16 protein-coding genes are annotated in these 15,016 nt (G+C 65.5%); 9 read left to right on the plus strand and 7 right to left on the minus strand.

Features of this window, described 5'->3' with window-relative positions:
* Window positions 1-80 precede the first annotated feature (80 nt).
* The 4 genes from HQN78_RS13735 to HQN78_RS13750 are packed head-to-tail and all read left to right on the plus strand — an operon-like array spanning window position 81 to window position 3,865.
* The gene (locus tag HQN78_RS13735) at window positions 81-1,577 is read left to right on the plus strand and encodes a glycosyltransferase family 39 protein (protein ID WP_107798186.1); all 1,497 of its coding nucleotides are present in this window, start codon (window positions 81-83) and stop codon (window positions 1,575-1,577) included.
* Window positions 1,570-2,583: a glycosyltransferase family 2 protein gene (locus tag HQN78_RS13740; protein ID WP_107798185.1), complete on the plus strand. Its 1,014-nt coding sequence runs from the start codon at window positions 1,570-1,572 to the stop codon at window positions 2,581-2,583. Before HQN78_RS13735 ends, HQN78_RS13740 begins: the two co-directional genes overlap by 8 nt.
* Window positions 2,580-2,987 carry a GtrA family protein gene (locus HQN78_RS13745; protein WP_107798184.1) on the plus strand — a complete coding sequence of 136 codons (408 nt, stop codon included), beginning with the start codon at window positions 2,580-2,582 and terminating at the stop codon, window positions 2,985-2,987. The genes HQN78_RS13740 and HQN78_RS13745 overlap by 4 nt, the downstream gene beginning before the upstream one ends.
* Before the next feature lie 53 nt (window positions 2,988-3,040).
* Window positions 3,041-3,865 carry a ChbG/HpnK family deacetylase gene (locus HQN78_RS13750; protein ID WP_227106991.1) on the plus strand — a complete coding sequence of 275 codons (825 nt, stop codon included), beginning with the start codon at window positions 3,041-3,043 and terminating at the stop codon, window positions 3,863-3,865.
* Window positions 3,866-3,893: 28 nt separating this feature from the next.
* Here HQN78_RS13750 and HQN78_RS13755 read toward each other — a convergent pair whose 3' ends face one another.
* Window positions 3,894-4,580, minus strand: coding sequence for a TIGR01621 family pseudouridine synthase (locus HQN78_RS13755; RefSeq protein WP_235084340.1), 687 nt, complete (start codon window positions 4,578-4,580; stop codon window positions 3,894-3,896).
* On the minus strand, window positions 4,573-5,079 hold the full coding sequence (locus tag HQN78_RS13760) for an acyl-CoA thioesterase (RefSeq protein WP_199225795.1): 507 nt from the start codon (window positions 5,077-5,079) through the stop codon (window positions 4,573-4,575). Before HQN78_RS13760 ends, HQN78_RS13755 begins: the two co-directional genes overlap by 8 nt.
* A 200-nt stretch (window positions 5,080-5,279) precedes the next feature.
* Here HQN78_RS13760 and HQN78_RS13765 point away from each other — a divergent pair, with 200 nt between their 5' ends.
* Complete coding sequence (locus HQN78_RS13765; protein WP_235084341.1) at window positions 5,280-5,945, plus strand: putative metalloprotease CJM1_0395 family protein; 666 nt, start codon at window positions 5,280-5,282, stop codon at window positions 5,943-5,945.
* Window positions 5,946-6,018: 73 nt separating this feature from the next.
* On the opposite strand, the gene HQN78_RS13770 is transcribed toward HQN78_RS13765, so the two are convergent.
* Complete coding sequence (locus HQN78_RS13770) at window positions 6,019-8,391, minus strand: heavy metal translocating P-type ATPase (RefSeq protein ID WP_235084343.1); 2,373 nt, start codon at window positions 8,389-8,391, stop codon at window positions 6,019-6,021.
* A 141-nt stretch (window positions 8,392-8,532) separates the two neighbouring features.
* On the opposite strand from HQN78_RS13770, the gene HQN78_RS13775 reads away from it, so the two are divergent.
* Both HQN78_RS13775 and HQN78_RS13780 read left to right on the plus strand, forming a co-directional pair.
* On the plus strand, window positions 8,533-9,003 hold the full coding sequence (locus HQN78_RS13775; RefSeq protein ID WP_107798179.1) for a Cd(II)/Pb(II)-responsive transcriptional regulator: 471 nt from the start codon (window positions 8,533-8,535) through the stop codon (window positions 9,001-9,003).
* Window positions 9,000-9,659 (plus strand): OmpA family protein, encoded by a 660-nt coding sequence (locus HQN78_RS13780; RefSeq protein ID WP_235084346.1) that lies wholly within the window; start codon window positions 9,000-9,002, stop codon window positions 9,657-9,659. Before HQN78_RS13775 ends, HQN78_RS13780 begins: the two co-directional genes overlap by 4 nt.
* Window positions 9,660-9,840: 181 nt before the next feature.
* Here the strand turns inward: HQN78_RS13780 and HQN78_RS13785 are convergent, their stop codons facing one another.
* Together HQN78_RS13785 and HQN78_RS13790 are read right to left on the minus strand one after the other, a co-directional pair.
* A complete protein-coding gene (locus HQN78_RS13785; protein ID WP_048415644.1) occupies window positions 9,841-10,524 on the minus strand; it encodes an LrgB family protein in 684 nt (227 codons plus the stop codon).
* Entirely contained in the window at window positions 10,514-10,945 is a 432-nt protein-coding gene (locus HQN78_RS13790; protein ID WP_107798177.1) for a CidA/LrgA family protein, read from the minus strand. Before HQN78_RS13790 ends, HQN78_RS13785 begins: the two co-directional genes overlap by 11 nt.
* Window positions 10,946-11,066: 121 nt before the next feature.
* On the opposite strand from HQN78_RS13790, the gene HQN78_RS13795 reads away from it, so the two are divergent.
* Together HQN78_RS13795 and HQN78_RS13800 are read left to right on the plus strand one after the other, a co-directional pair.
* The gene (locus HQN78_RS13795; protein ID WP_107798176.1) at window positions 11,067-11,957 is read left to right on the plus strand and encodes a LysR family transcriptional regulator; all 891 of its coding nucleotides are present in this window, start codon (window positions 11,067-11,069) and stop codon (window positions 11,955-11,957) included.
* A 27-nt stretch (window positions 11,958-11,984) separates the two neighbouring features.
* A complete protein-coding gene (locus tag HQN78_RS13800) occupies window positions 11,985-12,437 on the plus strand; it encodes an LEA type 2 family protein (RefSeq protein WP_107798175.1) in 453 nt (150 codons plus the stop codon).
* Between the two features lie 87 nt (window positions 12,438-12,524).
* Here HQN78_RS13800 and HQN78_RS13805 read toward each other — a convergent pair whose 3' ends face one another.
* Complete coding sequence (locus tag HQN78_RS13805) at window positions 12,525-12,959, minus strand: hypothetical protein (RefSeq protein ID WP_227106984.1); 435 nt, start codon at window positions 12,957-12,959, stop codon at window positions 12,525-12,527.
* Between the two features lie 131 nt (window positions 12,960-13,090).
* On the minus strand, window positions 13,091-14,977 hold the full coding sequence (locus HQN78_RS13810) for a methyl-accepting chemotaxis protein (RefSeq protein WP_107798173.1): 1,887 nt from the start codon (window positions 14,975-14,977) through the stop codon (window positions 13,091-13,093).
* Window positions 14,978-15,016 lie beyond the last annotated feature (39 nt).

Here is a 15,016-nt window from a genome sequence, read left to right on the forward strand (position 1 = left end):
AGGCTTTATCATACGGGGCTTCCAGATTCCGGCCCTTATTCGCCGCCGCGCCCGCGCGCGCCGACGGCCCTCCACCCCGAATGAAAAGATCAAGTCTCTCCTGGCAGCAAGGCGCCGTCGCCGTCCTGCTGCTGCTATTGCTGCTCCGCCTCGCCGGCATGTGGGCGATTCCGCTCACCGACACCACCGAGGCGCGCTACGGCGAAATCGCCCGCAAGATGCTGGAAACCGGCAACTGGGTGACCCTGTGGCACGATTACGGCATTCCGTTCTGGGCCAAACCGCCGCTGTCCAGCTGGCTGTCCGCCGCCGGCATGGGCCTGTTCGGCGTCAATGAAATCGCCGCGCGCCTGCCCTCGCTGCTACTGGCCGTCGCCACCCTGGGCCTCAGCGCCCACCTGATGCGCCGCCGCAGCGGCGGAGACGCCGCCATGGCCGCCGCGCTGATCCTGGCCAGCGGCCTGCTCTTCCTCGGCGCCGCCGGCACGGTGATGACCGATCCGGCGCTGCTCTTCTGCGTGACCCTGAGCCAGGTCGCTTTCTGGCACGCTCTGGCGCGCGACAGCCGCCGCTGGGGCTATGTCTTCTTTGTCGGCCTGGGACTCGGCCTGTTGGCCAAGGGCCCGCTGGCCGTGGTGCTGGTGGGCATGCCCATCTTCTTCTGGGTCTTGCTGCGCAATCAATGGCTGGCGCTGTGGCGCAAGCTGCCGTGGATCGGCGGCGTCTTGCTGATGTTCGCCGTCGCCGCGCCCTGGTACGCGCTGGCGGAACAACGCACCCCGGGCTTCCTCGATTACTTCATCATGGGCGAACACGTCAGCCGCTTCCTGGATTCCGGCTGGAAAGGCGACAAATACGGTTTCGCCCACGCCACGCCGCGCGGCATGATCTGGCTGTACGCGCTGGGCGCCATCTTTCCCTGGTCCGTCGCCATGCTGGCCTGGCTGGTCCGCCACGGGGCCAAGCTGCCGCGGCTCTGCCGCGACGACGACGGCTGGCTGCTTTATCTCTCGCTGTGGACGCTGATGACGCTGCTGTTCTTCACGATGTCCGGCAACATCATCTTCCCCTACTCCCTGCCCATGCTGCCGGGCTGCGCGCTGCTGTTCGCCGAGCTCTGGCGTCGCGCGCGCGCCGACGACGCGAAGCGCAGCGCGCTGCCCTGGATCGCCGCGATCGGCGGCGTGGTGCTGTTGGCGCTGCTGGCCTTCAACCACTACGACGGCAACCGCTACCTGCGCACCCAGAAACAGGTGATCGCCGCTTGGCGCGCGCAAAACCCGAGCGCGGACAGCGCCTTGGTCTATTGGGCCGGCCGCCGCGAATTCTCCGCCGAGTTCTACTCCCACGGCCGCGCGCGCACCACGCAGGACCCGCAGCAACTGCGCGCCTGGCTGGCGGGCAAACCCGGCAGCTTCATCGTGGCCGACGAAAACGAGCTGGCGCGGCTGCCGGCCGACATCCGCGCCCGCTTCGCGCCGCTGGGCCGCTTCCAGGTCATGAACGACACCATGCTGCTGCTCGGCGACGCCCCGGGCGCGCGGCAAGCTCACCACGAGGACGCCCAGCATGACTGAGGCTTTTGTGCCGCCCTATCTATTGGCCCAACGCGCCAAGGAGCGCCCGGCCGATCCGCTGGTCAGCTGCGTGGTGCCGGCCTACAACGAATCCGCCAACATCGTGCCGATGCTGCAAACCCTGCATCAGTTGCTCGCCGACGCCGGCTACCGACACGAACTGGTGGTGGTGGACGACGGCAGCCGCGACGACACCGTGGAACAGGTGCTGACCCACGCCGCCGGTCTGCCGGTGACGCTGATCCAGCTGTCCCGCAACTTCGGCAAGGAGATCGCGCTCACCGCCGGCGTCGACCACGTCCAGGGCGACGTGGCCGTGCTGATAGACAGCGATTTCCAGCATCCGCCGGAAATGGTGCCGGTGTTCCTGCAGGAATGGCGCCAAGGCTACGACATGGTCTACAGCGTGCGCAGCAGCCGCGAGGACGAGCCGCTGGCCAAGCGCCTGTTCACCCGAGCCTTCTACCAGCTGGCCAATAGCGGCAGCCGCCACAAGATGCCGGCCGACACCCAGGACTTCCGCGTGCTGGACCGCTGCGTGGTGGAAGCGCTGCGCCAGATGCCGGAGCGCAACCGCTTCATGAAGGGCTTGTACCACTGGGTGGGCTTCACCCAGCGCCCGATGCCGACCCAGACCCGCGAGCGCCGCGCCGGCCAGAGCAGCTTCAACTACCGCCGGCTGCTGGACCTGGGCATCACCGGCCTCACCGCCTTCTCCAATATGCCGCTGCGCATCTGGACCGTGGTCGGCTGCCTGATTTCGCTGTGCTCCATCGGCTACGCCGCCTGGGAGCTGACCCACACCCTGCTGTTCGGCAACCCGGTCAGCGGCTGGCCCACGCTGGCGGTGGCGATCAGCTTCCTCGGCGGCGTGCAACTGCTGTCCATCGGCATACTGGGCGAATACGTGGGCCGTATTTTCGACGAGGTCAAACAGCGCCCCACCTATCTGGTCAGCCGCATCAGCGGCCGCGGGCGGCCGGACGCCGGAGACGCAGGGGAATGAGCCGGGAGCTGTTCTGGTTCGGCGTGGTCGGCGTATCCGCCATGCTGGTGCATTTCGGCGTGGTGGCCTGGCTGCTGGTGCCGCTGGGCATGGCGCCGCTGCAAGCCAATGTGCTGGGCTTTCTGATCGCTTTCCAGGTCAGCTACTGGGGCCACCGGCTGCAAACCTTCCAAGCCGCCCACATCCCCCACCGCCAGGCCTTGCCGCGCTTCTTCGGCGTCGCCTGCCTGAGCTTTCTCGTCAACGAGGCGATGTACGCGCTCTTGCTGCGCTTCACCCCGCTGAATTATCGCGCCGCCCTGTTGCTGGTGCTCGTCGTCGTCGCGGCGCTGACCTTCGCGCTCAGCAAGCTATGGGCCTTCCGTGAGCCGCCGTCGACACAGAAACTACACAGAAGCCCTTAATTTTCAGCACAAAGGGATATAAAACTTTACCCGCTTGTCGCGGTCACACTCCCATGACAAAACGACTGACACTCTGCGCCGACGACTTCGCCCAGTCCGACGCCATCAGCGCCGGCATTCTGGAACTGCTGGCCGCCGGCCGCCTGTCCGCCACCAGCGTGATGAGCCAGGCGCCCAGCTGGGCCAGCCGCGCTGCCGAGCTAAAAACCTTCGACGGCAAAGCCGACATCGGCCTGCATTTCAATTTGACTCACCCCTTTGGCGAGCAGGCGCGTCCCTTATCGCATTGGCTGATGAAGAGTCAATTGCGCCAGCTGTCGCGCCCGACGCTGCGTGATGCCGCCATCATGCAAATCGATCTGTTCTGCCAGCATTTCGGCCGGCTGCCGGATTTCATCGACGGCCACCAGCATGTGCATGCGCTGCCGGTGGTCCGCGACGCCTTGTTCGAAGCCGTTGCCCAGCGCTGGCAGGGCCAGACGCTGCCCTATTTGCGCTCTCCGGACCGCCTGGGCCACCCCGGCGACAACCGGCTCAAGGCCCTGGTGCTGCGCAGCGTCAGCACCGGTTTCGACGACGGCGCTCGCGAACTGGGCTTCAACACCACGCCCTGGTTCGGCGGCATGTACTCGCTGACGCCGCAAGCCGACTTCGCCGGCCTGATGCAGCAATGGCTGGCCCGCACGCCGGACCGCGGGCTGATCATGTGCCACCCCGGTCACCCGGCTCAAGACAAGGAAGACCCGATCGCCGCGACGCGGGACAAGGAATTCCGCTTCCTCTCCAGCCAGGCCTTCGTCGAACTCTGCGGACAATACGGCGTGGAATTGGCTCGCTTCGACCAGGCCGCGCCCGCTCCCGCGCCGATGGCGGCCTGAAAGCCGGACCCCGGCCCAGCCTAGCCGCTTACGCCGCCGGCCACCCCAAATCCCAGGGTTGGCCCAAGTCCCGCAACGCCGCGAGGCAGGTCTCGGACAAGAAGGCCTCGCCTCGGCTCGGCGGGCAGACAAAGCGGAAACTTTCGCCCTCCAGTTCGAAGCGCAGCGCATAGGCGTGCAGATAGCCGCGATCCGCCGGCGTTCCGCCGTATAGCAGATCCCCCAGTATCGGCGCGGACTGCGACTTCAAGGCCACCCTCAGCTGATGGGTCTTGCCGCTGCGTGGCCGCAGCAGGAACAAGCGCAGACCCGGCTGCAGCGAATAGCTGAAGAACTGCGTCACCGCCGGGTTCTGCTGGCTGTTCAGCAAGCGCCAGGCGCCGCCTCGGCCCTTGGCCATATCGCCGGCAACCTTGCCCTGTTTCTTGCCCGGCTTGCGGTCCGACAAGGCCAGATAATATTTCTCTATCTCTCGCCCGGCGAAGGCTTCGCCCAGCCGCGCCGCCGTCTCGGCCGAGCGCGCCACCAGGATCAGGCCGGAGGTGATGCGGTCCAGCCGGTGCACCGGCCACAGCGCCTCGTCGCTCAAGCCGGCGCGCAAGGCCTCCATCAGGCCGGCCTCCTCGCCCTCGCGGTGGAAGCTGACGCCGGGCGCCTTGTCCACCAGATAAAAGCGGGGATCGCTATGCAATAGAGTGAACGCCGCCTCAGGCATCGGCGCCGTCCTGCTTGGAGGCCTGGCGCATGCGCTGTTCGGTTTCCATCCTCATCTTCTTGCGGATTTCGGCGTCGCGGAAACGGTGTTGCTGCTCCGTCGTTTCCAGCGTCAGCGGCGGTACCGGCACCGCCTTGCCGTTTTCGAACGCCACCATGGTGAAATAGCAGCTATTGGTGTGGCGCACCGTGCGCTTCTGAATATCCTCGGCCACCACCTTGATGCCCACCTCCATCGAGGTGCGGCCCACATGATTGACGCAGGCGAGAAAAGTCACCAGTTCGCCCACGTGGATGGCCTGCTTGAACAGCACCTGATCCACCGACAAGGTCACCACGTAACAGCCGGCGTAACGGCTGGCGCAGGCGTAAGCCACCTGGTCCAGCAGCTTCAACAGCACTCCGCCGTGGACATTGCCGGAAAAATTGGCCATGTCCGGCGTCATCAACACCGACATCACCAGTTCGCGCTGGCTCGCCTGATCCACCTGTTGCCCCATGCCATACTCCCAAAAGCGGACCTCGCCCGGCGCCGGCCGGCGTGGTCCCGCAAAGATTCGAAACCGCGTATTCTGCGCCCTTAAGCTTGTTTTAAACAGTTTTTAGCGGAATTTCCGCCCCTGTCGCCGCCGCAACAGCTTTTGGACAAAAACCCCGCATAGCGGCTAAACTGGAAATATCAAGCTAAGACGATGAATTTATGAGCATTTCCGGGATATCCAGCTACGGCGGCTATGGCGGCTACGCCTTGCAAGCCAGCCATGGCGCCAACTGCCAGTGCCCGGCCTGCCAGCAAAACCTGGCCAGCGCCGCGGCGCCGGCGGCGCTTGCCTCTGCGCCCGGAAACAACGCGGCCGATCCTAGCGCCGCCGATCAAAAAGAGCCAGCCCGGCCCAATGCCACGCTAGGCGCCGACGGCAAGCCCCTGGACGAGCCGCAGCAAAAACAAGTGGAAGCGCTCAAGGCGAGAGACAGCGAAGTGCGCCAGCATGAGCAAGCCCATCTGACCAGCGGCGGCGCGCTGGCCGGCGGCGGCGCCACCTACACTTATCAGCAAGGCCCGGACGGCAAGCAATACGCGATAGGCGGCGAGGTGGGCATCCGCCTGGCTCGGGGCAGCACGCCGCAGGAAACCATCTCCAACGCCCAAACCGTGCAAAGGGCCGCGCTGGCGCCGGCCGACCCCTCCGGCCAGGATCGCGCGGTGGCCGCGGCGGCCGCGCAGATGGAACAGCAGGCCCGCATCGAGCTGATGCAGCAACAGGCCGGCAAGCAAGGGATGAGTCCGCTGCAGGCGCGCCAACACGTCAACAGCCCCGAGCGGCAAGGCCCGGGGCTGGGGTCCAACATCGATACCTACGCCTGAGAACCTGTTCAAAACCCGCTGCGCTTCGGCGATACGGCGTTGAACAGGCCCTGAGAACCAGGCGTCGTTTCTATCACTCCGCCTTGCGCACGCCGCGCGCCAGCCTCAGGCCGTTGGCGATCACCACCAGACTGGTGCCCACGTCGGCGAACACCGCCATCCACAAGCTGGCCATGCCCAGCATCGCCAACACGAAGAACACCAGCTTGGTGAGCAGCGCCACCGCGATATTCACCTTCAACACCCGCGAGGTGCGCCGCGCGTGGCTGAGCATATCGGCCAGCTTGGCCAGCTTGTCGTCCATCAGCGCCACGCCGGCGGTTTCCAGCGCGCTGTCGGAGCCTGCCGCGCCCATGGCGATGCCCAGATCGGCGCGGGCCAGCGCCGGCGCGTCGTTGACGCCGTCGCCCACCATCGCCACCGTCTTGCCGGAGGCCTGCAAGCGGACAATGCGTTCCAGCTTGTCTTCCGGCAGCAAACCGCCGTGCGCCTCGACGATGCCGGTCTGCGCCGCCACCGCCTGCGCCACCTGCTGGTTGTCGCCGCTCAACATCACGGTCGCCACGCCCAGCTTGGCCAATTGCCGCAAAGCCGCCGGCGCTTCCGGACGAATCCGGTCGGCCACCGCGATCACGCCCAGCGCGCGCTCGCCCTCCAGCAACACCAGCGCGCCCTGGCCGGCCAGCTCCAGCCGCGACAGCTCGGCTTGCAAGGCCTCGTTCAAAGCGCCCTGCTCCCGCGCCAGCCGGCTGCTGCCCAAGGCCAGCTTCCTGCCGTCCGCCAGGCCGCTGACGCCGCGCCCTGCCTGTTCGCTGACTTGCTCCGCCTCCGGCCAGGACAGGCCGCGGGCGCTAGCCGCCGCCAGCACCGCCTTGGCCAGCGGGTGGGTGGAATGCGCGTCCAGGGCGGCAGCCCAGCGCAGCAGCTGATCCTGATCCGCGTCGGCCAGCGCCACCACCTCGGTCACCTGCGGTTCGCCCTCGGTCAGGGTGCCGGTCTTGTCGAAACACACCGCGTCTATCCTGGCCGCCGTTTCCAGCGGCGCGCCGCCCTTGATCAGCAAACCGTGCTTGGCGGCGGAGGCCAGCGCGCTGACCACGGTCACCGGCGTGGCGATCACCAGCGCGCACGGGCAGGCGATCACCAGCATCACCAGCGCGTTGTAAACCGCCTCGCCCCAGCTCAGCCAGCCCAGCAAGGGCGTGGCCACGGCGAACAACAGCGCGGCGACCAGCACGACCGGGGTGTAGATCTCGGCGAAGCGGTCGATGAAGCGCTGCGTCGGCGCCTTACTGGCCTGGGCGTTGCGCACGGTATCGATGATGCGCGCCAGCACGCTGCCGTTGGCCGCCGCCGTGGTCAGCACTTCCACCACGCCGCTGCCGTTGATGCTGCCGGCGAACACCGCGTCGCCCGGCGATTTGTCCACCGGCAGGCTCTCGCCGGTGATCGGCGCCTCGTTGAACGCGCTATGGCCCTGGTCGATGCGGCCGTCCAGCGGCACACGCTCGCCCGGACGCACCCGCACTCGGCTGCCCGGCGCCACTTCGGCGGCCGGACGCTCCACCCATTCCCCGCCGCTTTGCAACCAGGCGGTTTCCGGCGCCAGCGACATCAAGGCCTTCACCGCCTCGCCGGCGCGCGCCAGCGACATCGCCTCCAGGCGCTCGGCGATGGCGAACAGGAACAGCACCATCGCCGCCTCCGGCCATTGGCCGATCAGCATCGCGCCTATCACCGCCACCGACATCAGGAAATGGATGTTGAGCGTGCGCGTGGACAAGGCGATCCAGCCCTTTTTCAAGGTGGGAATACCGCCCAGCAGGATGGAGGCCAGGGCCAGCGCCGCGCTGCCCCAGCCCTGATCCGCGCCGCTGAGCCAGGCCACGCCTTCCGAACCCGCCGCCGCCAAACCGGACAAGGCCAGCAGCCAATTGCCGCGGCGCGAGGACTTGGGCTGCTCCACCGGCGCCGAGGCGTCCGTCAGCTCCACCGCCTTCATGCCCACCTTGGCGATGGCCTGTTTGACTCCGTCCAGATTGGGCAGATCGTGACGCACCAGCAGCACGCGTTCGATGAAGTTGAACTCCAGCGCGGCCACCCCCGTCATACCGCCCAGGGCTTTTTCAATCAGCTTGGCCTCGGTCGGGCAGTCCATCGCCTGGATGTGCAAGCGCGCCTGCTGCCGGCCGCCCTCGCCCAAGGACACCGCGCGCGGCGCTTCCGCGCCGTGGTCGTGGCCTGAGCAGGCCTTGCCCGCAGCGTCGTGACCGTGATCGTGGTCATGCGCGGCGGCGGGCCGTTGGGCCGGCATCGCCGCCTCCAGTTTATGGCCGCAGCAATCGTCCGCCGGGCGCGGATCGGGCTTGCCCTCTCCGCCGCGGCAAGAAGCATGGCCGGCATGCGGAGCAAGCTTGTTTCGCCTTCTTTGCGCTGGATGGAACATGGTGGCCTCCCTTGATCGGATTGATATAGCTTCATTGCAAACCCTATAGTCGCTACAAGGTCAAGCTTTTTTGCTAAAATATCCTCACCCGGCGGCACATCGTCGCCATCGCCCAACGGGGCGTCTTGCGGGAGAACTGAGATGCTGATTGGAGAACTGGCGCGCCAGACCGGCTGCGAAGTGGAAACCATCCGTTATTACGAGCGCGAAGGCCTGCTGTCCGCGCCGCTGCGCAGCGCCTCCGGCTACCGACGCTACAACGCCGAGCAATTGGGCGAACTGAATTTCATCCTGCACTGCCGCTCGCTGGGCATGTCGCTGGCCGACATCCGCCAGCTGGCCGCGTTCAAGGCCGACTCCTCGCTGGCCTGCGACGACATCAATCAATTGATAGACCGCCAGGTGAGCAAGGTCCATCAGCAAGTGGAAAGCCTGCGCCTGCTGGAACAACAGCTGCTGGCGCTGCGCGACCGCTGCCACGACCATCACACCGTGGCGGAATGCGGCATTCTGCAAACCCTGGTGGAGGCGTCCGAAGGCGAACCCTGCGTCTGCCACACGCCCTTCGGCCAGGACCCGCACCCCCATCACCCTTCCGTGGAGAAGCAATGACCCGTTTGTTCAAGCCCGCCACCGCCGCCGCGACCCTGATCGCGCTGGCTCTGTCCGCCTGCACCACCAACCCGCAAACCGGCCAGACCGAGATCAGCAAGACCGCTCTCTACGGCCTGGGCGGCGCGGCGGCCTGCGGCCTGGTGGGCGCGCTGACCCATGGCGGCAAAGGCGCCCGCAATTCGGCGCTGGCCTGCGGCGCGATCGGCGCCGGCATCGGCGGCTATATGGATTACCAGGAAAAACAATTGCGCGAGAAGCTGAAGAATAGCCAGATCGCCGTCGAGCGCATCGGCGACCAGCTCAAGTTGTCCCTGCCCAACAACATCACCTTCCCCACCAACGGCTATCAGCTGAGCGCCAGGGCGCAAAAACCGCTGGGCGACATCGCCGGCGTGCTGGTGCAGTTCCCGGACACCTCGATCACCGTGGCCGGCCACACCGACAGCAGCGGCGCCGCCGCCTACAATCAGACCTTGTCGGAGAAACGCGCCCAATCGGTGACCGAATACCTGCAAGGCCAGGGCGTCAACTCGGTGCGGGTGCGCACCATGGGTTACGGCGCGGCCCAGCCGGTGGCCAGCAACGCCAGCGACAGCGGCAAGGCGCGCAACCGCCGCGTGGAGATCATGATCACCCCGCAGCAAATGGGCTGAACGATCTTGATGCCCAACCCGGCTCCGGCCGGGTTTTTTGTCGCCCGCGCGCCGTGGCGAATAGGCAAAAAAAGGGGCCGACCCACTGGGTCGGCCCTAACAACGCTCGTTTGGGGAGATGAGGAGAAACCACCGCACGCCACCCCACGGGAATGCGGGTCACAACAAGTACACACACAAACTACAACAACAAACCTATCAGCGGCGCGGCGAACACCGTCGCCAAACCGCCCAGCATCATGGTCAGGCTGGCCACCACGCCTTCTTCGGCGCCCAGCTCGCTGGCCTTGGCGGTGCCGGCCGCGTGGGCGGCGGCGCCGAACAGGGCCCCGCGCGCCAGGCTGGAGCGCAGCGGCATCCAGGCCAGCATCACTTCGCCCAGCAACATGCCGCACACCCCGGTCATCACCACGAACACCGCGGTCAGATCCGGCGAGGCGCCGATGCCCGAGGCCGTGGCCAGGGCGAACGGGGTGCTGATCGAACGCGGCGCCAGGCTGCGCTGCAAGAGCTCGGACAAACCCAGCAGGCGCGCCAGCCAGATCGAGCTGAACACCGCCACCGGCATGCCCACCAGCACGCCGCAGCTCAGCGACAGCCAGTGACGGCGTATCATCGCCCGGTGCTCGTAGATCGGCACCGCGAAGGCCACCGTGGCCGGGCCCAGCATCCAGGTCAGCCAGCGGGTGTCTTCGAAATACACCCGGTACGGCACCTTGGCCAGGACCACCAGCGCAATCACCAACAGCGGCACCGCCAGAATCGGGGCGCTCCACCAATTGCGCTTTTTCAGATAAAACTTTTTGACCAGTCCGTACAAGACAACGGTAATCAGCAAACTGGCCAGTGCGATTTCATGCTCCATGCGTCTTCACCTGTTTCTGGCGGCCATGCCAGCGCAGGGCCACTTCCAAGCGGTAACATTTGTCCACCACCCAGGAGGTCGCCGCCATCACCAGCAAGGTGGACAACACGATCACCGCCACGATCCGCAGCCCGGCGGCCATGATCACGTCCGGGTACTGGATCACCGCCACCACGGCGGGGATGAAGAACAACAACATTTCGGCCAGCAACCAGCGGGCGCCGCTGCGGCACCAATCCAGCGGCAACCAGCCCAGCCAGAGCGCCGCCAGCACCAGGAACATCCCCAGCACGCCGGCAGGCACCACAGGCAGGAAATGGCTGCTCAACTGGCTGGCCGCTATCCACACCACGCTCAGCAAGGCCACCTGACCAACGGTCAGCGCCACTTGCTTGAATGCGGGAAGGTTCGGGTTTGCCATGATTGAGCCACTACACAACACAGGGAGTGTTTCGAGTATAGAGCGCCGGCATGCATTCAAAAAATGAATTAAAATTATTTCACGCATTCCAATCTGGAATACATGATCCGGACAAGCACACATGGACATCCGCGCGCTGCGCTATTTCATCGAGGTGGTCAAACGCCAAAGCTTCACCAAGGCGGCCGAAGCCCTCTATGTGACCCAGCCCACCATCAGCAAGATGGTGCGCCAGCTGGAGGAGGAGCTGGGCTGCCCGCTGATCTTGCGCGAAGGCCGCAGCTTCCGCCTCACCGACGCCGGCCGGGCCACTTACGAGCGCGGCCTGGACGTGCTGTCGGCGATGAACCAGTTGAAAACCGAGCTGTCCGACTTGTCTGCGCTCAAGCGCGGCGAACTGGTGGTCGGCCTGCCGCCGATGGTGGGCGTGGCCTTCTTCGCGCCGGTGGTCAGCAGCTTCCGTCAACGCTATCCGCAGATCGAACTGAAAATGGTGGAGGACGGCGCGCTGGCCATCGAGAGCAGCGTGCGCAGCGGCGAACTGGAAATCGGCGTGGCGGTGCTGCCGGTGGACAATCAGGCTTTCGATCAATTCGCCGTGGTGCGCGACCCGCTGTGCCTGGTGGCGCCGGCCGGCTCGGAGTGGCGGGGCCAGAGCGTGGTGAGGCTGGAACAGATCGCCGGCCAGCCCTTCGTGCTCTACCCGCAGGATTTCACGCTGGCGCGCCGGGTCAGCGACGCCTTCCGCGAGCTGGGCCGCCCGCTGCACGTGGTGGGACGCAGCGCGCACTGGGACTTCATTGTGGAACTGGTCTCCGCCCATATGGGCGTCACCCTGCTGCCGCGCTCCATCGTGGAGCGGCTGGACCGCGCCGCCTACGACGTGATTCCGCTGGCCGAACCCAAGCTGGTCTGGCATCTGGCGCTGATCTGGCAAAAGAACGGATACTTGTCGCACGCCGCGCGCGCCTGGCTGGCGGTGACGCGCGATGTGCTGGGCGGTTTGGAATAAAGCCAGTCAACCCTAGGAAAACCGAATATGAAACGATATCTGAGCATCGCCCTGTTCGCCCTGCTGCTAAGCGGCTGCGCAGCGCTGAACTATCAGAAACCGCAGATCAGCATCGCCGACGTCAAACCCGGCAAGACCACGCTGTTCGAGCAAAGTTTCGAAGTCAGCCTGCGGGTCAGCAATCCCAATAATCTGGCCTTGAACGCCAAGGGCATGACGCTGGAGCTGAACGTGGCGGGAGAAAAGTTGGCCACCGGGCTCAGCAATCAAGCCATCGCGGTGCCGGCGCTGGGCGAAGGCATGGTCACCCTGCAATTGCACACCTCGCTGGCCGGCTGGCTGAAACAGATCGGCAAGGCGATGGAGGCCGGCAACGGCGGCAAGCTGGAATACCAGCTGAACGGCACGCTGGAGGACCTGAACGGCATGGGCCGGGTGCCTTTCCGCAGCAAGGGGGAATGGAAGCTGCCCGGCCAATAAGAACCGGTTACGATCCGCGGCGCGAGCCGGCGAGATCGTGAACATGCTCTACATGTCCGCAGCCCCGCCGTCCGGCGGGGCCGGAACTCACTGCCGCGGCACCGCCACGCAGTTGTTGCCGTCGAAGCTGACGGTCTCCACCAGCTGGCTCTTGGGATTGACCACGAAATTGGTGGTGCAGCTGTAATGGGTGGAACCGCCGCCTATCATGCCGGTGTTGACCCAGCGTCCTGGCGTTTCTATGGTCTTGGTCTGGCCGTTCTCGTTGTAAGTCACCTTGGCGCCCGGCTCGTACACGCGGTTCTCGCGCAGCGGCTCGCGCTGGGTGAATTCCTTGCTGTAGGTGTAGAGCATGTTGCCGTTCGGCATCTTCAGGGTTTTCTGCGGCGCGCCCCACTCCGCCAGCAATTGATTCACATCGCGCCCCTGCCAGTAATACGCCTTCTGCGCATAGCCTTCCTGGGTCGGAAAGGTGCCGCAGGCGGTCAGCAGCAGCGCCGACATCATCATCAGTCTTTTCATCCGAAATCCTTCAATCCCCGTTTCACTATCCATAGCATAACAAAACGCCGGCCCCTGAACGGAGCCGGCGTTGTATGACTGACCATGCGAAAGCGCGAGAGTTTCCTTACGCGGACAATCGCTGAGTCGGTTTAGAGCCGGAAGCGGTTGAAGGTGCTCTGCATGCCGCGGGCCAGGTCGTTCAAGGAGCCCAGGGTCTGCATCGCCGATTGCAGCGCGGAGTCGGAGTCGATGATCTGATTGTTGATCGACTCGGTGCTCTGCGCCATCGCCGTGGTGGCGTTGTGCTGCTCGCTGGTGGACAGGGCCACGTCGCCGATCTTGTCCACCACCTGCTGCATCGCCTCGCTGATGGCGGTCAGGCGCGCGCGCGCCTGAGCGGTCAGGTCCACGCTGTTGTCCACCGCGCCGACGGTGCTGTTCATGTTCTGCACCGCCTTGCCGGTTTCGCCCAGAATGTTTTCCACCATCTGGCTGATTTCCACCGTGGCCTGGCCGGTGCGCTCGGCCAGCTTGCGCACTTCGTCGGCCACCACGGCGAAGCCGCGGCCCTGCTCGCCGGCGCGCGCGGCTTCGATCGCCGCGTTCAAGGCCAGCAGATTGGTCTGGTCGGCGATGTCGCGGATCACATTGGTGATCTTGGAGATTTCCTGCGAACGCTGCTCCAAGGACGCCAGCAGGCCGGACAGTTCGCCCACCGATTCGCTGGTGCGCGACATCTCGCTGCTGATGCGCTGCATATCGTTGGCGCTCTCGCGCGAATGCTCGCCGGTATTGCGCGCCAGGCTGTCGGTCTCGCGGGTGGCGTCGGCGATGTGGGAAATGCTCACCGTCACTTCTTCGATCGCCGCGGCGTTGGAGCTGGAGATGTCCGCCAACACGTGGGAATCGTCGGCCAGACGCTTCACCGCGCCGCTGACTTCGATCACGCCCTGGGTCAGTTGCCCGGCTTCGTCGCGCAGTTCGCGGAACATGCCGTTCAGCCGCTGCACGAACTGGTTAAAGGCCTGCGCGGTCTGCGCCACCTCGTCTTCGCCGGCCACTTCGATGCGACGGGTCAGATCGCCTTCGCCCTGAGAGATTTCGCGCATCGCGTCGCGCACCTGGAACAGGCCCTTGAGCAGGCGGCCCAGATAGGCGGAGCTGAAGGTCAGCATCACCGCCAGCACGATGGCGACGGCGCCGGCGATCAGCCAGATGATGCCGTTGACCTGGGAGGAGATCACGTCTTCGTCCGCGGCCACGCCCATCACCCAGTCGGAACCGGCGATCGGGCGCAAGGCCACCATATAAGCGCCGCCGTCAATGTCCACGCTCTTGGCCTGGTCGCTTTGCAACAGGCTGGCGAAGGCGGCTTCGTCCAAGGCCGGAATCACGCTGCCGATGGGCTTGAGCTCATTGCCCGGCTTGGGATAGGCGATGATCTTGCCCTGCTTGGTCAGCAGGAAGGCATGGCCCTTGCCGGCCAGCTTGATGTCCAGCACCGACTTGACCAGCTTGTCGATCAGGATGTCGCCGCCCACCACGATCTCCTGGCCCTTGACCTTGTCGGCGATGGTGATCACCAGCTTGTCCTTGGTTTCCGGCTCGGAATCCTTGTAGGGATCGGTGACGATCAGGCCGTCCTGGGCCTTGGACTGCTGGAACCAGGGACGCTGGGCCGGCTGGTAGTCGGCGCTGGGCTTGGGACGCCCCGGCACCGAGTACTTCATGTCGCCGGTGACGCCGTTGCCGGCGTAGATCACATTGAAGCCGCCGCCCTTGGCCAGCTGCTGCAGATAGTAGCTGACCTGAGCGTCGTCGGCGTGGCTGAGGCTGGCGCTGATCAGATTCTTGCGGACCGACAGCCATTCGGACACGAAGCCGCCCTGTAGCTGGGCGACCTGGTTGATCTCGCGCTCCGCTTCTTGATAAGCGTGGGAGCGGATATTCAGGCAGGCTGTGATGGTGATGCTGAGCGTGGCGACCAGAATGGACACCGCTGTCAGCAGCGTGAGCTTGTGACGGATGGAGCGCATGATAAGCCGTTGCTGATAAAAGCGTTATTATCCGTCATA

The sequence above is a fragment of the Chromobacterium sp. Beijing genome (assembly GCF_021496765.1).
In the GTDB taxonomy this organism is placed as follows: domain Bacteria; phylum Pseudomonadota; class Gammaproteobacteria; order Burkholderiales; family Chromobacteriaceae; genus Chromobacterium.

What these genes read in the sequence shown, in the direction of transcription:
- HQN78_RS13735 (WP_107798186.1), top strand. Translation starts at nt 81, where the DNA reads ATGAAAAGATCAAGTCTCTCCTGGCAGCAAGGCGCCGTCGCCGTCCTG.
- HQN78_RS13740 (WP_107798185.1), top strand. Translation starts at nt 1,570, where the DNA reads ATGACTGAGGCTTTTGTGCCGCCCTATCTATTGGCCCAACGCGCCAAG.
- HQN78_RS13745 (WP_107798184.1), top strand. Translation starts at nt 2,580, where the DNA reads ATGAGCCGGGAGCTGTTCTGGTTCGGCGTGGTCGGCGTATCCGCCATG.
- HQN78_RS13750 (WP_227106991.1), top strand. Translation starts at nt 3,041, where the DNA reads ATGACAAAACGACTGACACTCTGCGCCGACGACTTCGCCCAGTCCGAC.
- HQN78_RS13755 (WP_235084340.1), bottom strand. Translation starts at nt 4,580, where the DNA reads ATGCCTGAGGCGGCGTTCACTCTATTGCATAGCGATCCCCGCTTTTAT.
- HQN78_RS13760 (WP_199225795.1), bottom strand. Translation starts at nt 5,079, where the DNA reads ATGGGGCAACAGGTGGATCAGGCGAGCCAGCGCGAACTGGTGATGTCG.
- HQN78_RS13765 (WP_235084341.1), top strand. Translation starts at nt 5,280, where the DNA reads ATGAGCATTTCCGGGATATCCAGCTACGGCGGCTATGGCGGCTACGCC.
- HQN78_RS13770 (WP_235084343.1), bottom strand. Translation starts at nt 8,391, where the DNA reads ATGTTCCATCCAGCGCAAAGAAGGCGAAACAAGCTTGCTCCGCATGCC.
- HQN78_RS13775 (WP_107798179.1), top strand. Translation starts at nt 8,533, where the DNA reads ATGCTGATTGGAGAACTGGCGCGCCAGACCGGCTGCGAAGTGGAAACC.
- HQN78_RS13780 (WP_235084346.1), top strand. Translation starts at nt 9,000, where the DNA reads ATGACCCGTTTGTTCAAGCCCGCCACCGCCGCCGCGACCCTGATCGCG.
- HQN78_RS13785 (WP_048415644.1), bottom strand. Translation starts at nt 10,524, where the DNA reads ATGGAGCATGAAATCGCACTGGCCAGTTTGCTGATTACCGTTGTCTTG.
- HQN78_RS13790 (WP_107798177.1), bottom strand. Translation starts at nt 10,945, where the DNA reads ATGGCAAACCCGAACCTTCCCGCATTCAAGCAAGTGGCGCTGACCGTT.
- HQN78_RS13795 (WP_107798176.1), top strand. Translation starts at nt 11,067, where the DNA reads ATGGACATCCGCGCGCTGCGCTATTTCATCGAGGTGGTCAAACGCCAA.
- HQN78_RS13800 (WP_107798175.1), top strand. Translation starts at nt 11,985, where the DNA reads ATGAAACGATATCTGAGCATCGCCCTGTTCGCCCTGCTGCTAAGCGGC.
- HQN78_RS13805 (WP_227106984.1), bottom strand. Translation starts at nt 12,959, where the DNA reads ATGAAAAGACTGATGATGATGTCGGCGCTGCTGCTGACCGCCTGCGGC.
- HQN78_RS13810 (WP_107798173.1), bottom strand. Translation starts at nt 14,977, where the DNA reads ATGCGCTCCATCCGTCACAAGCTCACGCTGCTGACAGCGGTGTCCATT.